Origin of the sequence: Bifidobacterium goeldii, assembly GCF_003951095.1 — a bacterium.
In the GTDB taxonomy this organism is placed as follows: domain Bacteria; phylum Actinomycetota; class Actinomycetes; order Actinomycetales; family Bifidobacteriaceae; genus Bifidobacterium; species Bifidobacterium goeldii.
The window spans coordinates 162947-181237 of sequence record NZ_QXGL01000004.1 but is presented as its reverse complement, the minus strand read 5'-3'; the positions used below and the strand labels follow the sequence as shown (position 1 = coordinate 181237).

At 56.2% G+C, this 18291-nt stretch carries 15 protein-coding genes and 3 tRNA genes; 16 read left to right on the top strand and 2 right to left on the bottom strand.

Features of this window, described 5'->3' with window-relative positions:
• The 7 genes from D2E25_RS07480 to dapC all read left to right on the top strand — a co-directional run bounded on the left by D2E25_RS07480 (position 1) and on the right by dapC (position 5017).
• Positions 1-72, top strand: a tRNA-Thr gene (locus tag D2E25_RS07480).
• A 4-nt stretch (positions 73-76) separates the two neighbouring features.
• A tRNA-Met gene (locus tag D2E25_RS07475) sits at positions 77-150 on the top strand.
• A 49-nt stretch (positions 151-199) separates the two neighbouring features.
• Complete coding sequence (gene rpmG, locus D2E25_RS07470) at positions 200-370, top strand: 50S ribosomal protein L33 (RefSeq protein WP_003814458.1); 171 nt, start codon at positions 200-202, stop codon at positions 368-370.
• 65 nt (positions 371-435) lie between these two features.
• Positions 436-1683 carry a UDP-N-acetylmuramate dehydrogenase gene (locus tag D2E25_RS07465; protein ID WP_125981401.1) on the top strand — a complete coding sequence of 416 codons (1248 nt, stop codon included), beginning with the start codon at positions 436-438 and terminating at the stop codon, positions 1681-1683.
• A 169-nt stretch (positions 1684-1852) separates the two neighbouring features.
• Positions 1853-3385 (top strand): amino acid permease, encoded by a 1533-nt coding sequence (locus D2E25_RS07460; protein WP_125981525.1) that lies wholly within the window; start codon positions 1853-1855, stop codon positions 3383-3385.
• 92 nt (positions 3386-3477) lie between these two features.
• Complete coding sequence (fdxA, locus tag D2E25_RS07455) at positions 3478-3798, top strand: ferredoxin (protein WP_094666703.1); 321 nt, start codon at positions 3478-3480, stop codon at positions 3796-3798.
• Positions 3799-3892: 94 nt separating this feature from the next.
• A complete protein-coding gene (dapC, locus tag D2E25_RS07450; protein ID WP_125981398.1) occupies positions 3893-5017 on the top strand; it encodes a succinyldiaminopimelate transaminase in 1125 nt (374 codons plus the stop codon).
• A gap of 49 nt (positions 5018-5066) precedes the next feature.
• On the opposite strand, the gene dinB is transcribed toward dapC, so the two are convergent.
• On the bottom strand, positions 5067-6410 hold the full coding sequence (gene dinB, locus D2E25_RS07445; RefSeq protein WP_125981396.1) for a DNA polymerase IV: 1344 nt from the start codon (positions 6408-6410) through the stop codon (positions 5067-5069).
• 109 nt (positions 6411-6519) lie between these two features.
• Between dinB and D2E25_RS07440 the strand changes: the two genes are divergently transcribed.
• The 7 genes from D2E25_RS07440 to rpsI all read left to right on the top strand — a co-directional run bounded on the left by D2E25_RS07440 (position 6520) and on the right by rpsI (position 13002).
• Positions 6520-7455: an EamA family transporter gene (locus D2E25_RS07440; RefSeq protein ID WP_164514768.1), complete on the top strand. Its 936-nt coding sequence runs from the start codon at positions 6520-6522 to the stop codon at positions 7453-7455.
• Between the two features lie 89 nt (positions 7456-7544).
• Positions 7545-7632: transfer RNA gene (locus D2E25_RS07435), tRNA-Ser, on the top strand.
• A gap of 416 nt (positions 7633-8048) precedes the next feature.
• Positions 8049-8693, top strand: coding sequence for an IMPACT family protein (locus D2E25_RS07430; RefSeq protein ID WP_125981395.1), 645 nt, complete (start codon positions 8049-8051; stop codon positions 8691-8693).
• A gap of 66 nt (positions 8694-8759) precedes the next feature.
• The gene (locus D2E25_RS07425; protein WP_125981391.1) at positions 8760-9371 is read left to right on the top strand and encodes an AbrB family transcriptional regulator; all 612 of its coding nucleotides are present in this window, start codon (positions 8760-8762) and stop codon (positions 9369-9371) included.
• A 202-nt stretch (positions 9372-9573) separates the two neighbouring features.
• Positions 9574-11742: a 4-alpha-glucanotransferase gene (malQ, locus tag D2E25_RS07420; RefSeq protein WP_125981389.1), complete on the top strand. Its 2169-nt coding sequence runs from the start codon at positions 9574-9576 to the stop codon at positions 11740-11742.
• 298 nt (positions 11743-12040) lie between these two features.
• Complete coding sequence (gene rplM, locus D2E25_RS07415; RefSeq protein WP_125981387.1) at positions 12041-12490, top strand: 50S ribosomal protein L13; 450 nt, start codon at positions 12041-12043, stop codon at positions 12488-12490.
• 20 nt (positions 12491-12510) lie between these two features.
• Positions 12511-13002, top strand: a complete 492-nt coding sequence (gene rpsI / locus D2E25_RS07410) for a 30S ribosomal protein S9 (RefSeq protein WP_125981385.1) — start codon at positions 12511-12513, stop codon at positions 13000-13002.
• A gap of 148 nt (positions 13003-13150) precedes the next feature.
• Here the strand turns inward: rpsI and glgX are convergent, their stop codons facing one another.
• Positions 13151-15772, bottom strand: a complete 2622-nt coding sequence (gene glgX, locus D2E25_RS07405) for a glycogen debranching protein GlgX (protein ID WP_125981382.1) — start codon at positions 15770-15772, stop codon at positions 13151-13153.
• 187 nt (positions 15773-15959) lie between these two features.
• On the opposite strand from glgX, the gene D2E25_RS07400 reads away from it, so the two are divergent.
• Positions 15960-16970, top strand: coding sequence for a zinc-dependent alcohol dehydrogenase family protein (locus D2E25_RS07400; protein ID WP_125981379.1), 1011 nt, complete (start codon positions 15960-15962; stop codon positions 16968-16970).
• Between the two features lie 240 nt (positions 16971-17210).
• On the top strand, positions 17211-18284 hold the full coding sequence (locus D2E25_RS07395; RefSeq protein ID WP_125981377.1) for a LacI family DNA-binding transcriptional regulator: 1074 nt from the start codon (positions 17211-17213) through the stop codon (positions 18282-18284).
• Positions 18285-18291 lie beyond the last annotated feature (7 nt).

The following is an 18291-nucleotide window of genomic DNA, read 5'->3' as shown; positions in this document are numbered from 1 at the left end:
GCCCCGATAGCTCAGTGGTAGAGCACTTCCTTGGTAAGGAAGAGGTCGTGAGTCCAATTCTCACTCGGGGCTCTCTGGCGGGATAGCTCAGCTGGCTAGAGCGTACGACTCATAATCGTAAGGTCAAGAGTTCGAGTCTCTTTCTCGCTACAAACGCCGACAGGAAGTCGGCAGTCAACGAACACAAGAGGTGAACCCAATGGCAAGCAAGAGCGCCGACATCCGTCCGGGCATCACGCTGGCATGCACCGAGTGCAAGGAGCGTAACTACATCACGACGAAGAACCGTCGCAACACGCCGGATCGTCTTGAGCTCAAGAAGTTCTGCCCCCGCTGCGGCAAGCAGACCGTGCACCGCGAGACCCGCTGAGCCGGATCAATTAAAGCTTGTAAACCCGACCAATTCGGTCGGGTTTTTTGTTTATGCTGACAATCATGACTTCTTTTGCGGATATCACCACTATTGGCGTTGGCGGCCATATTGCACGTTTTCTCGAACCTACCTCACGCGTTGGCGTTATTGAAGCCGTTGAAGACGCGGATGCAAAAGGCTTGCCTTTATGCGTGATCGGTGGCGGTTCCAATATGCTCGTTGCTGATGAACCATTCAATGGCGTAGTCATTCGCGATGCGCGCCGCCGTATCACCGTACCGGATGAAGCTGCACCGGTTGAAAATGGCGAACGCACTGTTCACATCAACGCGGAAGCCGGCTGCAATTGGGATGATTTCGTCGCATTCACCGTCGAGCTCGGTCTCGAAGGTGTTGAAGGCCTTTCTGGTATTCCAGGAACCGTTGGCGCATCGGTAGTGCAAAACATTGGCGCATACGGTCAGGAAGTCGCTTCAACTGTCGAAACTGTTGAAGTATGGGATCGCAAAGATAAAAAAACGCTTGAGATCGCCGCAGCTGACATGGGCTTCGGCTACCGCATGAGCAAACTCAAAGCCAGCATGTACACGGCACCGGCAACGCCAGCCGCAGACTTCTTCCCAACCCCGCGTTACGTAGTGCTCTCCGTTACTTTTGCGCTGCGCCACAGTGCTACCGGCACTGTCGGCTACGGTCAGCTGGCAAAAGCGCTGGGCGTTGAAGTTGGCGATCGCATGGAAACACAGACAATTCGCAATGCTGTATTGAAAGTGCGCGCAGCGAAAGGCATGCTTGAGGACGCTGGTCGTTATGCCACGCCTGCAATGGCTGGTACTAAGCGCACTGACCAGGTTGCGATTGCACAGCGCGCGCAGGCTGCACAGCAGAACGCGGCTAGCGCATCCTCAACGCCCAGTGATGAGCGCGAAGAACTAGCAGCACTCACACCTGACTACAATCGCCACAGCTGCGGCAGCTTCTTCATGAATCCAATTCTGACGCTTGAAGCTGCTGCCACGCTGCCAGCAGATGCGCCGCGCTTCGATGCAACTTTGCCAGACGGCACGCTAGGGGTAAAAACTTCTGCTGCGTGGCTCATCGATCATGCAGGCTTCCACAAGGGATTTACAGTCACGGCAGATGCGCGTGCTGGACTGTCTACTTTGCACACGCTCGCGCTGACCAACCGCGGGGGAGCGAGCGCTGCTGACGTGGCTGCTCTTGCCAAAACGGTACAAGACGGTGTTGAACAGGCGTTTGGTGTTCGACTGATTCCTGAACCGGTAGTTATTGGCATCGATTTGCGCTAACAATTGCCGCTGCAGCAGCGTCAATACCATCACAAGAGCGAGGTGCGAATCGCAGTACAACATGTGCCTGTCTCGGTCCGTGTCTCGCTCTCTTGCGTGATGTAACACGCTTCGCCTATGCTCGATGGTTGATAATCAGCCGAATCAAGAGAAGACGAAGCCTATGTCCATGCACATATTCCGAACAAAATCAGTTGAGCAGACCATCGCCGAGACTGGCGAAGAGGGACGCTCACTCAAACGCAACCTTACGTGGTGGGATTTGTCCATCATGGGCGTGGCCGTCGCGGTCGGCGCCGGCATCTTCTCCGTTGGTGCGCAGGCAGCTGCATTCCATGCTGGCCCCGCGGTAATCATCAGCTTCTTGATCGCCGGCATCGTGTGCGGCGCGGCCGTCATGTGCTACGCCGAATTCGCATCCATGATCCCGGTTGCAGGCTCCGCCTACACGTTCACCTACACCACGGTCGGCGAGATCATGGCATGGGTGATCGGCTGGGATTTGATTCTTGAAATGTTGATGGCCGGCTCAGTCATCTCGAAATACTGGGGCGTATATCTCAACGATTTCATGCGCCTCATGGGCTGGGGACTCAACACGAACCTGACCTTTGGTTCATTCCATATTGATATTGCGCCGATTATTATCGTCGCATTCTTCACTACGTTGCTCGTATTTGGTACGAAGATTGGCGCGCGCGTTGACGGCGCGATGACCGTACTCAAGATCGCGATCGTGTTCTTCGTAGTGATTGTGGGCTTCTTCTACGTGAAAGCCTCGAACTTCACGCCGTTCGTTCCGCCGAGCGAACCAGCATCCGCTGTCGCTGGCTCAATGGTTACGGGCGAAATGACCCAGCCGCTGTGGCAGTTCTTCACCGGCATGACGCCGAGCATTTACGGTGTGCCGGGCATCCTGTCTGGCGCGGCGCTCGTGTTCTTCGCCTTCATCGGCTTCGACGTGGTCGCCACCGCATCTGAGGAAACGATCAACCCGAAGAAGAACGTGCCGCTCGGCATTGGCGTAGGCATGGCGCTCATCATCGTCATGTACATGCTCGTCGCAATCGTCACCACTGGCATGGTCTCCTACAAGGATCTCGCTGCACAAGATAGCCCGTCACTGGCTACCGCGTTCGAGCTGGTCGGCGCAAACTGGGCCGCGAAAATCATCAGCTTCGGTATCGTGCTGGGCTTGGCCACCGTGGTTATGGTGCTGCTGCTGGGCTTGACGCGCGTGGTGTTCGCCATGAGCCGCGATGGCTTGCTGCCGCGAGGGCTCTCGAAGACCGGCAAGCACGGCACGCCGGCCGCACTGCAGATCTGCGTGGGCGTCGTGGTCGCACTCGTCGCCGCATTGTTCGACATCGGCGTGCTGAGCGACATGGTGAACATCGGCACGCTGTCCGCGTTCACGCTCGTGGCATTGTCTGTGCCGATTATGCGCAAGAAGCGCCCGGAGCTGCCGCGCGCGTTCAAGATGCCCGGCAACCCGTGGGTGCCGATCCTGATCGCACTGGCTAACCTGTGGCTCATGCTTAACCTGTCGGTGCTCACGTGGATTCGTTTCGTCGTGTGGCTGATCGTCGGCTTCTGCGTGTACTTCGGCTACAGCTACCGCCACGCACGCCTCGGTACCGGCGAGCTGGATAAAGAGCTGGACGACGAGCTCGCCAAAGCCAACAGCGCCGTTAAAGCATAGCGACATCAGCCGCCTGTACAGCGAACGAGAGCGCGCGGCACGCGTCCGAACTGTGGACTAGGCTTGAATGAGCTCAAAGTAAGGAGAACACCATGCCATACGTTGTTGCTCAGCCTTGCGTGGATGTCAAGGACAAGGCTTGCGTGGACGAGTGCCCCGTTGACTGCATTTACGAGGGTTCCCGTTCGCTGTACATCAATCCGAACGAGTGCGTCGACTGCGGCGCATGCGAGCCGGTGTGCCCCACCGAGGCCATCTTCTACGAGGATGATCTGCCGGATGAGTGGGCGTGGTACAAGGACGCTGCTGCTAACTTCTTCGCTGAAGTTGGCGATTTCGGCGGCGCTTCTGCACACGGTCCGATCGGTAAGGATCCTGAGCAGGTAGCTGCACTGCCCCCACAAAACCAGTGAGTCAATTCAAGTTTGACGCTTGAACTCATGGCCGTCGCCACACGCGGCGGCCATTGTCGTATTGAGTCGCATTACAGGAACACAAGGAGCATTCATGGGTTTCCACACGTTTGCCTCACCATATGACTGGTCGCGTATCGCGAGCTATAAGCGCACTGCTAAAGCTGCGTTCGGCGGCATGATCGACCTGTCAGTTGGCTCCCCGGTTGATCCGGTCCCTGAGTCGGTACGCAGCGCGCTTGCCAACGCTGCGAACGATCCGAACGCATACGGATACCCAACTACCGTTGGCACTGCTGACCTGCAAGCGGCGATTGCTGAATGGTTCTGCGATTCGCGTGGCGTTGATCTTGCTGCAATCAATGCTGCTGTTGTGCCAACGGTCGGTTCAAAAGAAGCGGTTGCGCTGATGGCTTCGCTATTGCACTTTGGCGAAGGTGATGTGATTGTGCAGCCAGCGATCTCCTATCCGACGTATGAAATTGGTACGCAGCTAGCCGGCGCGCGCGTGCTCAAAGTTGCCGATGTTGCCGACGTTGATTCATGGCGCAATATGCCAGGCGTCAAGGCTGTGTGGGTGAATTCGCCATGCAATCCGACCGGTGACATGCTGTCAGTGGAACAAATGGCCGGTATCGTCGCTGCTGCGCGCGACATTGGCGCTGTCGTGCTATCTGACGAATGCTATGCGCTGATGACTTGGAATGCGCCGGCAACCCCAGCGCCATGCGCGCTCGACGCTCGCGTATGCGGTGGAACAGCCGATGGCGTGTTGGTTCTGTATTCGCTGAGCAAGCAGAGCAATATGGCGGGGTATCGCACCGCGTTTATTGCAGGCGATGCAGCGTTGATCCACCCGATGGCTGACTATCGTAAGCAGATCGGGCAAATAATCCCTGGCCCAGTCCAAGCAGCAATGGCGGCAGGCTTGCGCGATCGGCAGGCTACTCGCACTCAGCATGATCGGTATCGTGAACGTCTTGGTGTACTCGTCAGTGCTCTGCGCGCTTACGGATACGCAACGAACATGCCTGATGGTGCACTCTACGTGTGGGTTCGCGCCAAGTCCGGCGACTGCTGGAAAGATATGGCAGCGCTCGCTGAAATCGGTATTATCGCAAGCCCCGGTGAATTCTACGGCGCGCCCGAATATCTGCGCTTCTCGGCGACAGCCTCCGATCAGGCCATTGCCGACGCTGCTGAGCGCTTAGCCCATTAACAATCTGCGTGCGCATTGGTTAGAGCCGCAGGTTCCATACAGCCGCCGGTCACAATCCAAGACTCGCGGCTTTATGGCCATATTTTCTGCGCACTGCATCTAACGCCTGTTCAGCTTCGCGCAAGCGGGTTGCTTTCGTAGCAGGAGCAGGGGCGGCGGCTGCTCCTGCCTGAGTGCCTGCATGAGTGCCAGCTGGGGTGCTCGCTTGAGTACCTGAAGAAGCGCCAGTCTCCTCGAGCAAATCGTCAAGCGTAGGCTGAATCACCGCGCCGGCAGCTTCCACGAGTCCGCTTGCGCTCATACCAGCAAGTCGAATCTCACGCGGCAACGCGCTATCCTCACTGGCAGACGGCGCAACCCCGAGCATGGCGCGCAACAGCGTCACACATTGCGGATACAGGGCGCTCGCAGTATCCACTGGGCGTTCCATCGTGTGCGCTTTGGTCATATACGTCAGGTCAGCGAACCGCAGTTTTACGGTAACGGTACGCGCAAGTAAACCTCTGCGCCGCAACGATGATGCGACATCATCGCACGCCCATCGCAGCAATCCGCATACACGCCGCATATCGCGCGTATCTTGCGAAAATGTACGTTCTGCACCAATCGATTTTTCAGGCGTATATGGCGTTACTGCGCGTGTATCTTGCCCACGCGAGGCTAAGTATAATCCGTGTGCGAGCGTTGCTGAACCACAAGCACGAGTCAGTGATGCCTCATCCATCGCAGCCAAGTCAGCTACCGAATTGGCACCCCACGCAAGCAGGCGTTTTTCCAGTGCGGGCCCGATGCCAGGAATGCCGCGCAATGGCATCATTTGTACAAACTCAGCATGACGGTCGAGTGGAATTAACAGCATGCCATCTGGTTTTGCGTTTGTTGACGCCATTTTTGCGACGAGTTTGTTTGCGGCAATACCAACTGAGCAGGTCACATGATAGCGGCTAGCAACCTCCGCGCGAATCCACGCGCCGATCGCACTCGGCCGATCCCAGTGCAGGAGTGCTCCAGACACGTCCATATAGCATTCGTCTACCGAGACTTTCTCAATACGATTGGTGATTTGTGAGAACACCTCGCGAAAAATCCGCTGCGACATCATGCGGTAATAAGTCATGTCAACCGGCAGAAATACGCCGTTAGGGCATAACTGATGTGCACGCGCACTGGGCATTGCTGAGTTAATACCGTAGCGGCGGGCCTCATAGCTGGCCGCTGATACTACCGAACGCGGGCCAGTGCCGATAATAACCGGTTTGCCTTTCAGTTCAGGGTGACGCGCGACTTCTAGCGACGCATAAAACGCGTCCATATCAATATGCAGCACCGTGCAACCGGTCTCATCATGCCCCCAATCGCGTTTGGCGGCGGCCAGTCTTGGTGCGGTGCTCATACCACCATCGTAAACGCGCATCATGATGTTCGTGCGGGTGCGCGTACAAGTCGGTTTGCGCCGCGCCGCAGTGCGTTCACGGCCGAACATGGGTGCTAGCGTGGCGAGTGTGAAGAAAGTTGTGCTTGATGTTCTCAATCGTGTGCCGGTGTTCCTCATTGTTGTGGGCGAGGCAATATTCATGTATGCGGCCACGTTGGTCGCCAAATTGGCGTTCACTCAGTTGGATCCGTTGTACGCGGTTTGGTATCGCGTAGGGTTTACCGCATTGCTGCTCATTGCATGGCGCCGGCCGTGGCGGGCTGATAAGCGTGCTGGATTGCCGCATACTGTGCGCGATTGGGTTGTAGTAGTGGCATGCGGTGTGTCGATTATGCTGATGAACACGATGTTTTACGTGGCGATTAGCAATATGAACGTCGGTATTGCGGTAGCGATCGAATTCGTGGGGCCGCTGACAGTCGCGGTGATTGCTGGGCGATCGTGGCGTGAACGACTGGGTATTGCTGTGGCCGCGGCTGGCGTGCTGTTGTTGGCTGGCATGTCGCTGGCAGCTCCGACCGGTAGCCGTTTTTTGATTGGCCTGATTGCGATTCTTATCGGCGGCTCAATGTGGGGCGTGTACATTGTGATGGGCAGGCGCGTGGCAGCGCGTGGCAATTCGCTGGATAATCTCAGCGTTGGCATGCTGGCTGGTTGGGTGTTGCAATCGCTCGTATTGGCGGTGCCTGCTGTGCGTCATACGATTGCGCCGAAAGCTGGAGCTACATGGGCGGTTGGGCCGGCTGGCGCGTTGAAGCTGGTGGGTTTGCTGCTGGTGGTGGCAGTATTTGCATCGTTTATGCCGTATGTGATTGACCAGGTGATTATGCGCCGCACAACTTCTGGCGCGTTCTCGGTGATGCAATCGATTAATCCTGCGGTTGCGGTGTTTATTGGCTTGCTGTTTGGTGAGATTCCAACAGTGTGGGATTTGATTGGTGTTGCGCTGGTGATTGTGGCTGTGGTGATTACGTTCTCAGGGGATACGAATCCAGCGAAATAGCGTACGCGTGTGTCGCGTGTCGCGTAGTCCGGGGGCGGATGGTAAGATAACATGCTGTTGCGCAATACAGCTTCGGTTGTGTGCAACGTGGAGTCATGCCTGAGTGGCCGATAGGGGCACCCTGCTAAGGTGTTAGTCGCTTTCCGCGGCTCGAGGGTTCGAATCCCTCTGACTCCGCCGACAAGGGTTTTGAGCGTTCGCTCAAAACCTTTTTTGTATTGCAATACGGTTGCTAGAGCTGCACACACTCATAATGCTGGGCTGATGGCGAGGCCCCCTTGCAACGTACAGCGTAAGAGTTAAGCAAGGGAGCCGGAGGTACGCCATTGTCCGTCCGTCTCCGTGGCAATTCTACCCTTGGAAGGCTAATTGCGCCACGACATTATCGATCACATCGAGTGGAAACGTGGTTATGGGGGTATATGGTGCATAATCGTCGGCGTGTCTGTCCGCTATGTGAGACGGTGGACTGCTCGCGGTGTTCGTATCACCTCATCGTACTGGCTACGTAGTTGTGTCTGTGGTCTACAAAAAACAACCGCGATTATTACATCCGGCGCAATCGTATCGTCCACGCATTAGACTTGCGGCACATGAAGACCATCCTCGATCCGCCTGACGCTCCAGCGCATGACACGCTCGTCGAGAAGAAGTCAGAGTTCATTGCCGACGCTTGCCATGTAGGCACGCTCGATGATGCGCTCGCGTTCGTGGAAACTATCCGCGAGCAGCATCCCAAAGCGCGGCACGTAGCATATGCCGCAATGTGCGTGGATGGTGATGGTCGCGTACGTGAGCGGATGAGCGACGATGGTGAGCCCTCTGGCACTGCTGGCAAACCAATCCTTGACGTACTGCGCCAAAACGAAATGATTGATTGCGTGGTAACGGTCACTCGCTACTTTGGCGGCATTCTGCTCGGTTCTGGCGGTCTGATTCGTGCATACTCATCTACAGCATCGCTGGGTGTTAAAGCCGCGCGTTTGGCGCGCATTGAAAGCTGCCGCCGGTATCACGTCGCGCTGCAATATCCACAGTTATCGATGTTCCAGCAGATTGCGTTCGCGTTGGATGGGCGATTGGAACACGAAGAATATAGCGATCGTGTGAACCTTGACGTTATTCTCCCGGTAGAGCACGAGGAAGAGTTTCTGCGCCGCGTGCGCGAAAGCTTCTCCGCGACGATTACGCCACAGCCAGGCGAACTCGTCAGTCGACCAATCCCGATTGCTGCGTAGCGCACGGCTGCGCGTAAGCTGCCCCGCAAGCTGGCGTGGTGCAGTGTGCACGGTAGTGTGGTGGCCATGAGTCACGATGCCGCACAACCTGATGCTGATTTTGAGCCGTTAACCGCCACCTATGAGCGGTTGCGGCACTCTACTGACAGTGCTGAGCTTTCTGAATTTGCGCGCCGTCCGCTACCTGACCGCTCAGATCAGGCGGCGTTTTCCCGCGCTACTGCACTGTTGGAAGCGGTTGCTGGCAATAATCACACGCCGGTAGAAGATCGCATCATGCTCGCACAAACCATGCCGTTCCCGAACGTGCTCGTCAAGCTTTCTGTTGATGATTCGCCTGAAGTGCGGCGCGCAGTAGCTGCGAATGAAGATGATAAAAATTGGCTCGTGGGTCGACTTACTAAAGATGCTGTGCCTGAAGTGCGCGATGCGGCGCTGCGTAATAAGCGCACATCATGGAAAATGCGACTGGAAGGCGCGCAAAACCCGGATCTCGACGCGGCAACGCTGGACTGGCTGTCGGAGCTGGGTGTTACCCGCGAAGAAGGAGCGCCGGTGATCCTTGCGACGATGGTGCGCCGCGCGGTGGCGTTAAACCCGAACACGTCTGAGGAAACGCTCGCTCGACTGCGCGAAGATCCTGCTCCGGAAGTAGTGAAAGCAGCTTCGAGACGATAACGGGGAATCATCGCTCTGGTAGTTGTGTGCAGTTCTGTGTAGTTCTGACTAGTTCGCCGCGCTGCTAAATGCAATCGTTTGCATGCTGATACCCCCGTAGATGCACAAAAACCGGTACAAAAGCGAAAACTAGCCGTAAAATGTGCTCGAATTTGCGCGAGGCGCACGCGCGCCGCCATTTACGAGGCTTACACTATGAACTATGACAGAGAGAACAGAAAGCGCGGAACGTCTCTCCCGGCCGCTGATCCACCTTGCACAGCTAGTGGGCGTGGCGACGAGCTACGTAGGCATGACTAACGATTACCACGAGATCAGCGACGAAGTCCTGATCGAACTGCTCGCAGCCCTAGGCATTGACGCCTCCGACGACGACGCTATTGATGCATCCATTGTTCGTATTCTTGACGAACGCCATCGCAGACTGGTCGCCCCGACCGTACTGCATACCGCTGGCAAAGAAGATCAAGTGCTGGTGAACACCGGCATTATGCAGATCCCGTCAGCAACCATCACGCTGGAAAACGGCGAAGAATACGACGGCGAACTGGAGCCGGGAGCCGGCGACGGATCGCAGGCGTACGAAATTGATGGTCATTTTGTCGCTACCGCGTCGATTATCATCCCCGCTGATCTGCCGATCGGTTATCACACGTTGCACGTCACCGCCGGTGACAAAACGCAGGACGCTACGCTCATTAGCGCGCCCGAGCGCATCAAGATGCTGCCAGCTATGGAAGATGCGCAGCTGTGGGGCTGGATGGCTCAGCTGTATTCGATTCGTTCTGCTGGCTCGTGGGGCGTGGGCGATTACGAAGACCTGAAGACCATGATGGTTGAGGCTCGTCGTAAGACCGGCGCTGACTTCCTGCTGGTGAACCCGCTGCACGCGGCTGAACCGGTGGCGCCGCTGACTCCCTCCCCGTATCTGCCAATCTCGCGCCGCTTTGTCAACTTCACCTACATTCGCCCTGAAGCGGTCGAAGAATACGATGAGCTTGACGATGCTACGCGCGCACAGGTTGAGGAACTGCGCGCGCAGGTAGCCCCGCTGAACGATGATGCGCGAATCATTGACCGTGATGTGATGTGGCGCGTGAAGATGCACGCGTTGTGGCTGATCTTCAAGGCTGGTCGCACCGCTGAGCGCCAGAAGGCTTTTGACGAGTACAAGGCCAGCGCCGGCGAAGGCCTTGAAGCTTACGCTACGTGGTGCTTGTGCTATGACAAGTGGGGTGCGCCTACTGGTGATGAGAGCAGCTGGGAGAAGCGCCTCAACCGTGATTCGCGTGAAGTGCGCGAACTGCGTCGCCAGTTCCCTGACACGCTTGACTTCTACCGTTGGCTCGAGTGGATTTCTGTTGAGCAGCTCGACCGCGCGCAGAAGGCCGCGAAGGCTGAAGGCATGCACATTGGCCTGATGGCTGATATGGCTGTTGGTGTGCATCCGCTGGGCGCTGACGTGTGGTGGAACCCGGAGCGTTTTGCTAAGGGAGCGACGGTTGGTGCCCCGCCGGATTACTTCAACCAGCAGGGTCAGGATTGGAGCCAGCCGCCGCTGAGCCCAATCGACTTGGAAAACACTGGCTACCGCACGTATCGTCAGATGGTGCATGACACGTTTGCTCACGCGGGTGCTGTGCGTATTGACCATATTCTTGGCTTGTTCCGCCTGTGGTGGATTCCTGCTGGTCATACCGCCAAGGACGGCGCCTACGTGCACTACGATTCCAACATTATGTTGGGCATTCTGGCTCTTGAAGCTGAGCGCGCGCATGGCGTAGTAGTTGGTGAGGATCTGGGCGTAGTGCCGGCATATGTGTCGACGTCACTGTCTGCACATGGTGTGCTTGGCTGCGCTGTCGAATGGTTCGAGCAGATGGATGGCAAGTTCCGCGCTCCAAAGGATTGGCGCGAATACGCATTGGCTTCCGTCAATACGCATGATCTGCCGCCAGCAGCTGGCTACTTGGCATACGAGCATGTTGAATTGCGTGAACGTCTCGGCTTGATCGAAGGCTCTGTTGAAGAGTTTAAGGAGAGCGCTAAGGCTGAGCATGAAGCAATGATGACGATGCTGGTCGATAACGGCTACCTTGATCCGAAGCTGCTTGAGGATGAGGCTGCTAACGAACAGCAGATTATCGAAGCACTGTACCGCGGTTTGCGCGGTTCGCACTGCAAGCTGCTGGCTGCATCCATTGTTGATGGTGTTGGTGAGCGTCGCGCGCAGAACCAGCCGGGTACGAATAATGAGTATCCGAATTGGCGTATTCCGCTGGCTGATGGCAACGGCAAGGTGGTGCCGTTGGAGAAGCTGTTCGACAATCCGCGTTTGCAGTCGCTGACCCGCGTGATGCAGGGTAAGTAATCGGCTCGCAAATCCTCTTTACATAATGGCCCTGATCGGATGTTTTCCGGTCGGGGCCGTTGCATTGTGTAGGCGTTGCATAGTGCCACGCCCGGCATTGCACAATGTCAAGCCGAGCGTTACAATAGACGATTGTTGTGTTTCCCTAAGGGGTCCTTCAAAGCGCTTTCCCACTCGCCAATAGGACTTTCAGGGAGCCCACGGATAATGAGGTCGAAGCCTCTCGAACGCGCGCTCTAACCAAGTGCACGCCGAGCAGCTGAAACCCGGAACACAATATGAAGAAAAGGTACGTACTGTGAAAACTTTCACACCGAAACCAGCTGATCTGACTCACGACTGGTACATTGTCGACGCCACGGACGTGGTGCTCGGTCGTCTCGCCACCCAGGTCGCCGACCTGCTGCGCGGCAAGAACAAGCCGACTTTTGCTCCGCACGCCGATTCCGGCAACCATGTGATCATCATCAACGCCGATAAGATCGCTCTTACCGGCAACAAGATGGGCAAGGAGCTCTACTCCCACTCTGGTCGTCCTGGTGGTCTGCGTCGCGATAGCTACGCTGAGCTGCTTGCGAACAAGCCGGAGCGTATCATCCTGGCCGCTGTTAAGGGCATGCTCCCGAAGAACCGTCTGGCCAAGGTGCAGCTGGATCGTCTGCGCATCTTCCGCGGTGCTGAGCACCCGCACACTCCGCAGAAGCCCGTCGTCTTCGAGATCTCTCAGATCTCGCAGCAGGCCAAGTGAACCGAAGGGAGATAACCAACATGGCTGAAAACACCAACGACTCCGCGGTTCTCGAGACCGAAGAGGAGCTCACCTCGTACAGCACCGAGACCAACGCTGGCGCCGGCACCGGCACCTCTGCGATTGCTCCGGGCTATGGCACTGGTCGTCGTAAGGAAGCCGTCGCTCGTGTGCGTCTGGTTCCTGGCACCGGCAAGTGGACCATCAACGGCCGCACCCTCGAGGAGTACTTCCCCTCGAAGCTGCTGCAGCGTGAAGTTAACTCCCCGATCGTGCTCCTGAAGCTCGAAGAGAAGTTCGACGCCATCGTCCTCGTGGACGGCGGCGGCACCACCGGTCAGGCCGGCGCCATCCGTCTGGGTGTCGCTCGCGCTCTGAACGCTATCGATCGTGACGCGAACCGCGCTGCCCTGAAGAAGGCTGGCTTCCTGACCCGCGACGCTCGCGTTGTGGAGCGCAAGAAGGCTGGTCTGCACAAGGCTCGTCGCGCTCCGCAGTTCTCGAAGCGTTAAGGTCTACCGGCAGCTTATACTGCAATGGCCCCTCGCACTGGTTTGGTGCGGGGGCCATTTTGTATTTGCAGAAGACTCTGTGTGATGGTGCTGGTGGCGCTTGGTGGCAGCTACGACCGTTGTATGTAGTAGCTGCCACCAAGGTTGCTTATTGTTCGCGGCGCATAACGCTAATGCTGAGCGCGGGAATCGTCCACATATCGCGCATCGTGTCGTCGGTAGTGTGGATGGCGTCAGCATCGTCATCATTTTCGACTGCACCGGCGATGTTGAGAATGCCGTTGCCTTGCGCGTTACCAGGAATACCAGCGGCTCCCGGGCGGCCAGCGTCATGATTTGCGCCGACCATGGTGACATGCGGATCTGCCCCCAGATTGGTGGTGCGTGGTGTACGCGGCCTATCGAGCTTCGACTGAGCAGCAAGGCTGGCTTGTACCATGTCGACGAGTTCGCTGATTGGGTCGGCATCGTGTACCGCGTTGGTCCAATTGTCGTCAGGGTACTCAAGCGGGTTGAGCTTGCGTGTGAGCAAGCCGTGACCTGGCATAACACCGCACACGACGCTCGAACTCCACTCACAGCGCCAATCGCAGTCGGAAGGCAGACGGAAGTGGCGGTCTTGATCAGTGCCATTAATAACGATGAGAATATCCATCTCGTTGGCAGAGAGTAGACGCATCGTGAACGTGCGCACACTCGTATCGAACCAGTCGCGTTCCATCGGCGTGGTGCCGTCTGGCAAATACCATTGCACGCGGCTTGATGGTTTGAACAATCCCAGCTGAGTGAGCCTGGTGAAGAACTCCTCGTGATGATACAAGTCGAGCGATTTGCGGATAGCAATTAGACGCGACACGGTTTCTAGCCGGCGCATTTCAGGCGTTTTCTTGGTTTGATAGAGCCAATCCCAGTTCAGCCAGGTGATGTCATTATCCTGCGCGTACGCGTTATTATTACCATTTTGCGAATTGGCAAACTCGTCACCGGCGAGCATCATCGGCGTGCCAAGCGAGAGCATCAGCGTGCCGAGCATGTTCATTGCGGCGCGTTCGCGATTGCGCGCGATTGTTGGCTCATCAGTGGGGCCTTCGACGCCGAAGTTGACGGAATGGTTCGTATTGGAACCATCCATATTGTTCTCGCCATTAGCCTCATTGTGCTTGTTCACGTATCGCGTGAGATCGGTGAGCGTGAAACCATCATGGCAAGCGACATAGTTAATCGATGCGACACAGCCGCGGCCGGGGTCGGTAGCGAAGAGGTCAGCCGAACCGCACAGGCGTGTGGCCATTTCCTGCATGCCGATACTGCCTTGCGCGCTAGGCTGCGTATCGGTGAGCCAGAAGCGCCGCGTAGTATCGCGGAATCGATCGTTCCATTCGCTAAATGGCATACCAAAACCGCCGGTACGCCAACCTTGCGGGCCTAAATCCCACGGTTCCATAATGAGCTTGAGATTGCCGAGCAGCAGGTCGGAGCGCAGTGCGTACAAGAACGGGTGATGCTTGGTAAATTCGCCATCAAGACGCGCGAGCGAGGCGGCTAAGTCGAAACGGAAACCGTCAATGCCGATGCGCTTCGCCCAGTAACGCAGCGAATCAACCGCGAAGGTTACGACGTGCGTGTTCGTAAAATCGAACGTGTTACCGCAGCCGGTAGTGTCTTCGAGTCGGCCGATATTGTTTTTCTGCCGACGATAGTATGAAATCGCGTCCAGTCCGCGCCAACATGTGGTTGGTCCTTCAACGCCGCCTTCGCAAGTGTGGTTGTATACAACGTCCATAATGACTTCAAAACCAGCCTCATGGAGCGCATTGACCATGTTAATGACTTCTTCGCGCACACCTCGAGCGCCCTTAGCGCGGGCTGCCGCAGTGGCGTATGAGGGCTCGGGGGAGAAGTAGCTGAGAGTTGAATAGCCCCAATAATTATGCCGACCGCGCTCTTGCAGGAAGAGCTCGTCTTGTTTGGCTTGAATTGGCAGCAATTCAATCGAGGTGACGCCAAGTCCTTGCAAATATGCCAGTGTAATTGGGTGTGCAAGGCCCGCATAGGTGCCGCGCAGTTCTTCAGGTAGCCAAGGCGCGTTCTTGGTGAAGCCTTTGACGTGCAGCTCGTAGAGTACGGTTTTGCTCCACGGTACGTGCGGGTGGACGGGGTCGCCATCGTGCTTGGTGACGTCGCGATCGTCGATTGCGACGGATACGGGCATTTTGCCGAGTGCGTCGACGGTGCTCATTTCGCCGAATGCGGAGCCTTTGACTTTGCCGTCTTCGCTGATTTCGCACTGGTAGGAGAATGCGGCGGGGTCGAGCTGCATGTGACCGTCGATGCCTTTGCCATATGGGTCGAGCAGCAGCTTGTATGGGTTAAAGCGCAGGCCTTTTTTCGGGTCCCATGCGCCGTCTACGCGGTAGGCGTAGCGCATGCCATCCCATGCTTTGGGCAGGTGGACGTACCACAGGCCGTAGTTGGGGCCTTCCATGCGGAAGAGGGTTTCGCGCACGTACATTGATTCGATAATGCGCGTGCAAACTGGATGATCGTGCATTTGGCTGAGGAGCGTGCCGGGGGAGTCCTCAAAAATGCGGATTGCGTCGTTGAAGAAAGCGGTCGGTTGATCGACGGGCTCGTAGACGCATAGCCACACTTGGTCGGCGGTTTCGGAGCGGACTACGGCGTCCGCGCCTCCATCTTCAGTGAAGTACAGGCCGGGTCGAGTTGAGTAGCGGTGCGGAATCGCATACCGCTGTGGTATTGCGTTCTTCATACACCCATTGTAGCGGTGGCGTATTTTGTGGCTTGGTGAGGGCGTGGATTGTTGGAATTACAAGGATATCGACATGGAAAAATACTTTATAAAAGTCGATTTGCAAAAGATATTAAATAAGTGTATGCTGGCAATCAGCACGCGGAATGAACCGCCATTACTACTTTCAACGGAGAAAGGACCCGTCATGAAGGCACTCGTACTCACCGGCGTCAAAGAATTTGCCATCCAAAACCTGCCCACGCCAGACATCACGCCAAACGAAGTGCTGATCAACACCGCGTATGCTGGCGTGTGCGGCACTGATCATGATCTCTACGCTGGCCGCCCCGGCTCTGCGGCTGCGGTTCCGCCGATTATTCTCGGCCATGAGAACTCTGGCATTGTTGCTGCCGTCGGTGCAAACGTCACCAATGTGCAGGTCGGCGATCGCGTTGCCGTAGACCCGAACATCTACTGCGGTCAGTGCGAATTCTGCCTCACCCAGCGTCCAGAACTATGCGATCATCTCTCTGCAGTTGGTGTGACTCGCAACGGTGGCCTTGCCGAGCAGTTCACCGCTCCCGCAACCGTGGTGTATCAGCTGCCCGACAATGTTGCGCTCAAAGATGCAGCCGCAATCGAACCGGTTTCTTGCGCAGTACACGGTCTCGATTTGTTGAAACTACGCCCATACCAGAAGGCGCTCGTGATTGGCGACGGATTCATGGGGCAGATTTTTGCGCAACTCTTGCAGGCCTACGGTGTACATCAGGTTGATCTTGCCGGTATTGTTGACGACAAACTGCAGCGCAATAAAGAACAGTTCGGCGTTACCGAGACGTTTAATACCACACGCGAAGCCATTCCTGCCGATTCGTACGACGTGATCGTTGAAGCGGTTGGCCTACCAACTACGCAAGCTCAAGCTGTTGCTGCCGCGAAGAAGGGTGCGCAAGTGCTGATGTTCGGTGTTGGCCCGCAGGAAGCACACTTCGAAATGAATACGTACGACATTTACAAAAAGCAGCTGACGATTCAAGGCTCGTTTATTAACCCGCTTACCTTCCGTGATGCAATTGCACTGGTTGCTTCCGGCAAGATGAATATCGACGCGCTGATCAGCCACGAATTAAAGCTCGAACAAGTGCAGGACTTCCTCGAAGGCAAGTTCACTGGTGTGTCTAAAGCCGTGGTGAAGGTTGGCGACTTCGAGTAACGCTTGCACTTGCCTTATCCGCCGATCTGATGCACATGAGCGATTGACTACCGCGCTACACAGCTCATGTGCACTTGTACAGTACTTGGCCGCCGGTTTCTTCCCCTTATTGTCCGGCGGCCATCATGCATATCTAGGGGTTATCTATGCATATGCCCATGAGCGACACCCTCTATTCCTAGAGTGGTTCGTACAATAAAAGGAGTTTCTCCTCGCTTTGTATACAAAGGATGTCCGCTCATGACTGGTAACAATGTCACGATCAAAGATGTTGCCAGAGAAGCTGGCGTCTCATTCAAAACAGTATCCAACGTCATCAATGGCAATGATGATCAAATGCGCGCGGAAACCAAAGACCGCGTCAAAGATGCAATTGACCGCCTAGGATACCGCGTCAATCGATCTGCACGAGCGCTGAAAACCGGCCGCACTGGCATTATTGGGCTCGGCGTTTCTGATTTTGACCAGCCGTTCGAAGGCCATCTTGCGAACGCTATCACGCGAGTCGCGCGCGCTCGCGGATACGCGGTAATCGTGAGTATTTACGGCAAAGACGCAGCCTCACGCGAGGAATTTGCTGCCAGCAGCCGGCGTATTAACGCGGATGGTTGGGCACTGCTCTATGAAGAGCCATTAGACGTAGACTCACCGCTGTTCCGGCAGGATCACCCCGTAGTGCTGATTAGTGATTACTCAGCACAAAACCGGTATGACGTAGTGACTATGCCCAACGCTGATGCTGCGCGTACAGCGACAATGTGGCTGCTTGGCCATGATGCGAAAACTATTGGATTCATTGGTGCGCCAAGCGAGTTGTTTTCCGATCGGTATGCGAACGATAGCGAGCGCGAATCCGCGATACTCACCGCAGTAGAAGGCAACGCTGCATTGCGCTTGCAAGGCTTTATTCAAGCAGTACGATCATGCGGTGGCACGGTGAATTGGAAGTACATCATGCCCTGCGACCGTATGACTGGACTTGGTGGTTCGGCAGCAGCATTTGATTTGATTCAACGCGGGGATCTGCCAGATGCACTGTTGTGCGTCAATGATGCAGTGGCGATCGGCGCAATCTCCACATTGGATAAATCCGGCATTCGCGTGCCGCAAGACGTTCAAGTGTGCGGTTTTGACAATATTCCTGATGGTGAGTTCAGTACTCCGCCGCTCACTACTATCGATCCGCATATTGATGAATATGCAACAATGGCCGTTGATGCACTGATTAAGCGCATCAACGGCCAAGATTCGGCGCCGAATGTGTACACATCCGGCTTCCAACTATTGGAGCGGCGATCTACACTTCCTGCGTAATGAGCAG

Bases quoted from the DNA above. Each gene is read 5' to 3' on its own strand.
- rpmG (WP_003814458.1), top strand. From the start codon at position 200: ATGGCAAGCAAGAGCGCCGACATCCGTCCGGGCATCACGCTGGCATGC.
- D2E25_RS07465 (WP_125981401.1), top strand. From the start codon at position 436: ATGACTTCTTTTGCGGATATCACCACTATTGGCGTTGGCGGCCATATT.
- D2E25_RS07460 (WP_125981525.1), top strand. From the start codon at position 1,853: ATGCACATATTCCGAACAAAATCAGTTGAGCAGACCATCGCCGAGACT.
- fdxA (WP_094666703.1), top strand. From the start codon at position 3,478: ATGCCATACGTTGTTGCTCAGCCTTGCGTGGATGTCAAGGACAAGGCT.
- dapC (WP_125981398.1), top strand. From the start codon at position 3,893: ATGGGTTTCCACACGTTTGCCTCACCATATGACTGGTCGCGTATCGCG.
- dinB (WP_125981396.1), bottom strand. From the start codon at position 6,410: ATGAGCACCGCACCAAGACTGGCCGCCGCCAAACGCGATTGGGGGCAT.
- D2E25_RS07430 (WP_125981395.1), top strand. From the start codon at position 8,049: ATGAAGACCATCCTCGATCCGCCTGACGCTCCAGCGCATGACACGCTC.
- D2E25_RS07425 (WP_125981391.1), top strand. From the start codon at position 8,760: ATGAGTCACGATGCCGCACAACCTGATGCTGATTTTGAGCCGTTAACC.
- malQ (WP_125981389.1), top strand. From the start codon at position 9,574: ATGACAGAGAGAACAGAAAGCGCGGAACGTCTCTCCCGGCCGCTGATC.
- rpsI (WP_125981385.1), top strand. From the start codon at position 12,511: ATGGCTGAAAACACCAACGACTCCGCGGTTCTCGAGACCGAAGAGGAG.
- glgX (WP_125981382.1), bottom strand. From the start codon at position 15,772: ATGAAGAACGCAATACCACAGCGGTATGCGATTCCGCACCGCTACTCA.
- D2E25_RS07400 (WP_125981379.1), top strand. From the start codon at position 15,960: ATGAAGGCACTCGTACTCACCGGCGTCAAAGAATTTGCCATCCAAAAC.
- D2E25_RS07395 (WP_125981377.1), top strand. From the start codon at position 17,211: ATGACTGGTAACAATGTCACGATCAAAGATGTTGCCAGAGAAGCTGGC.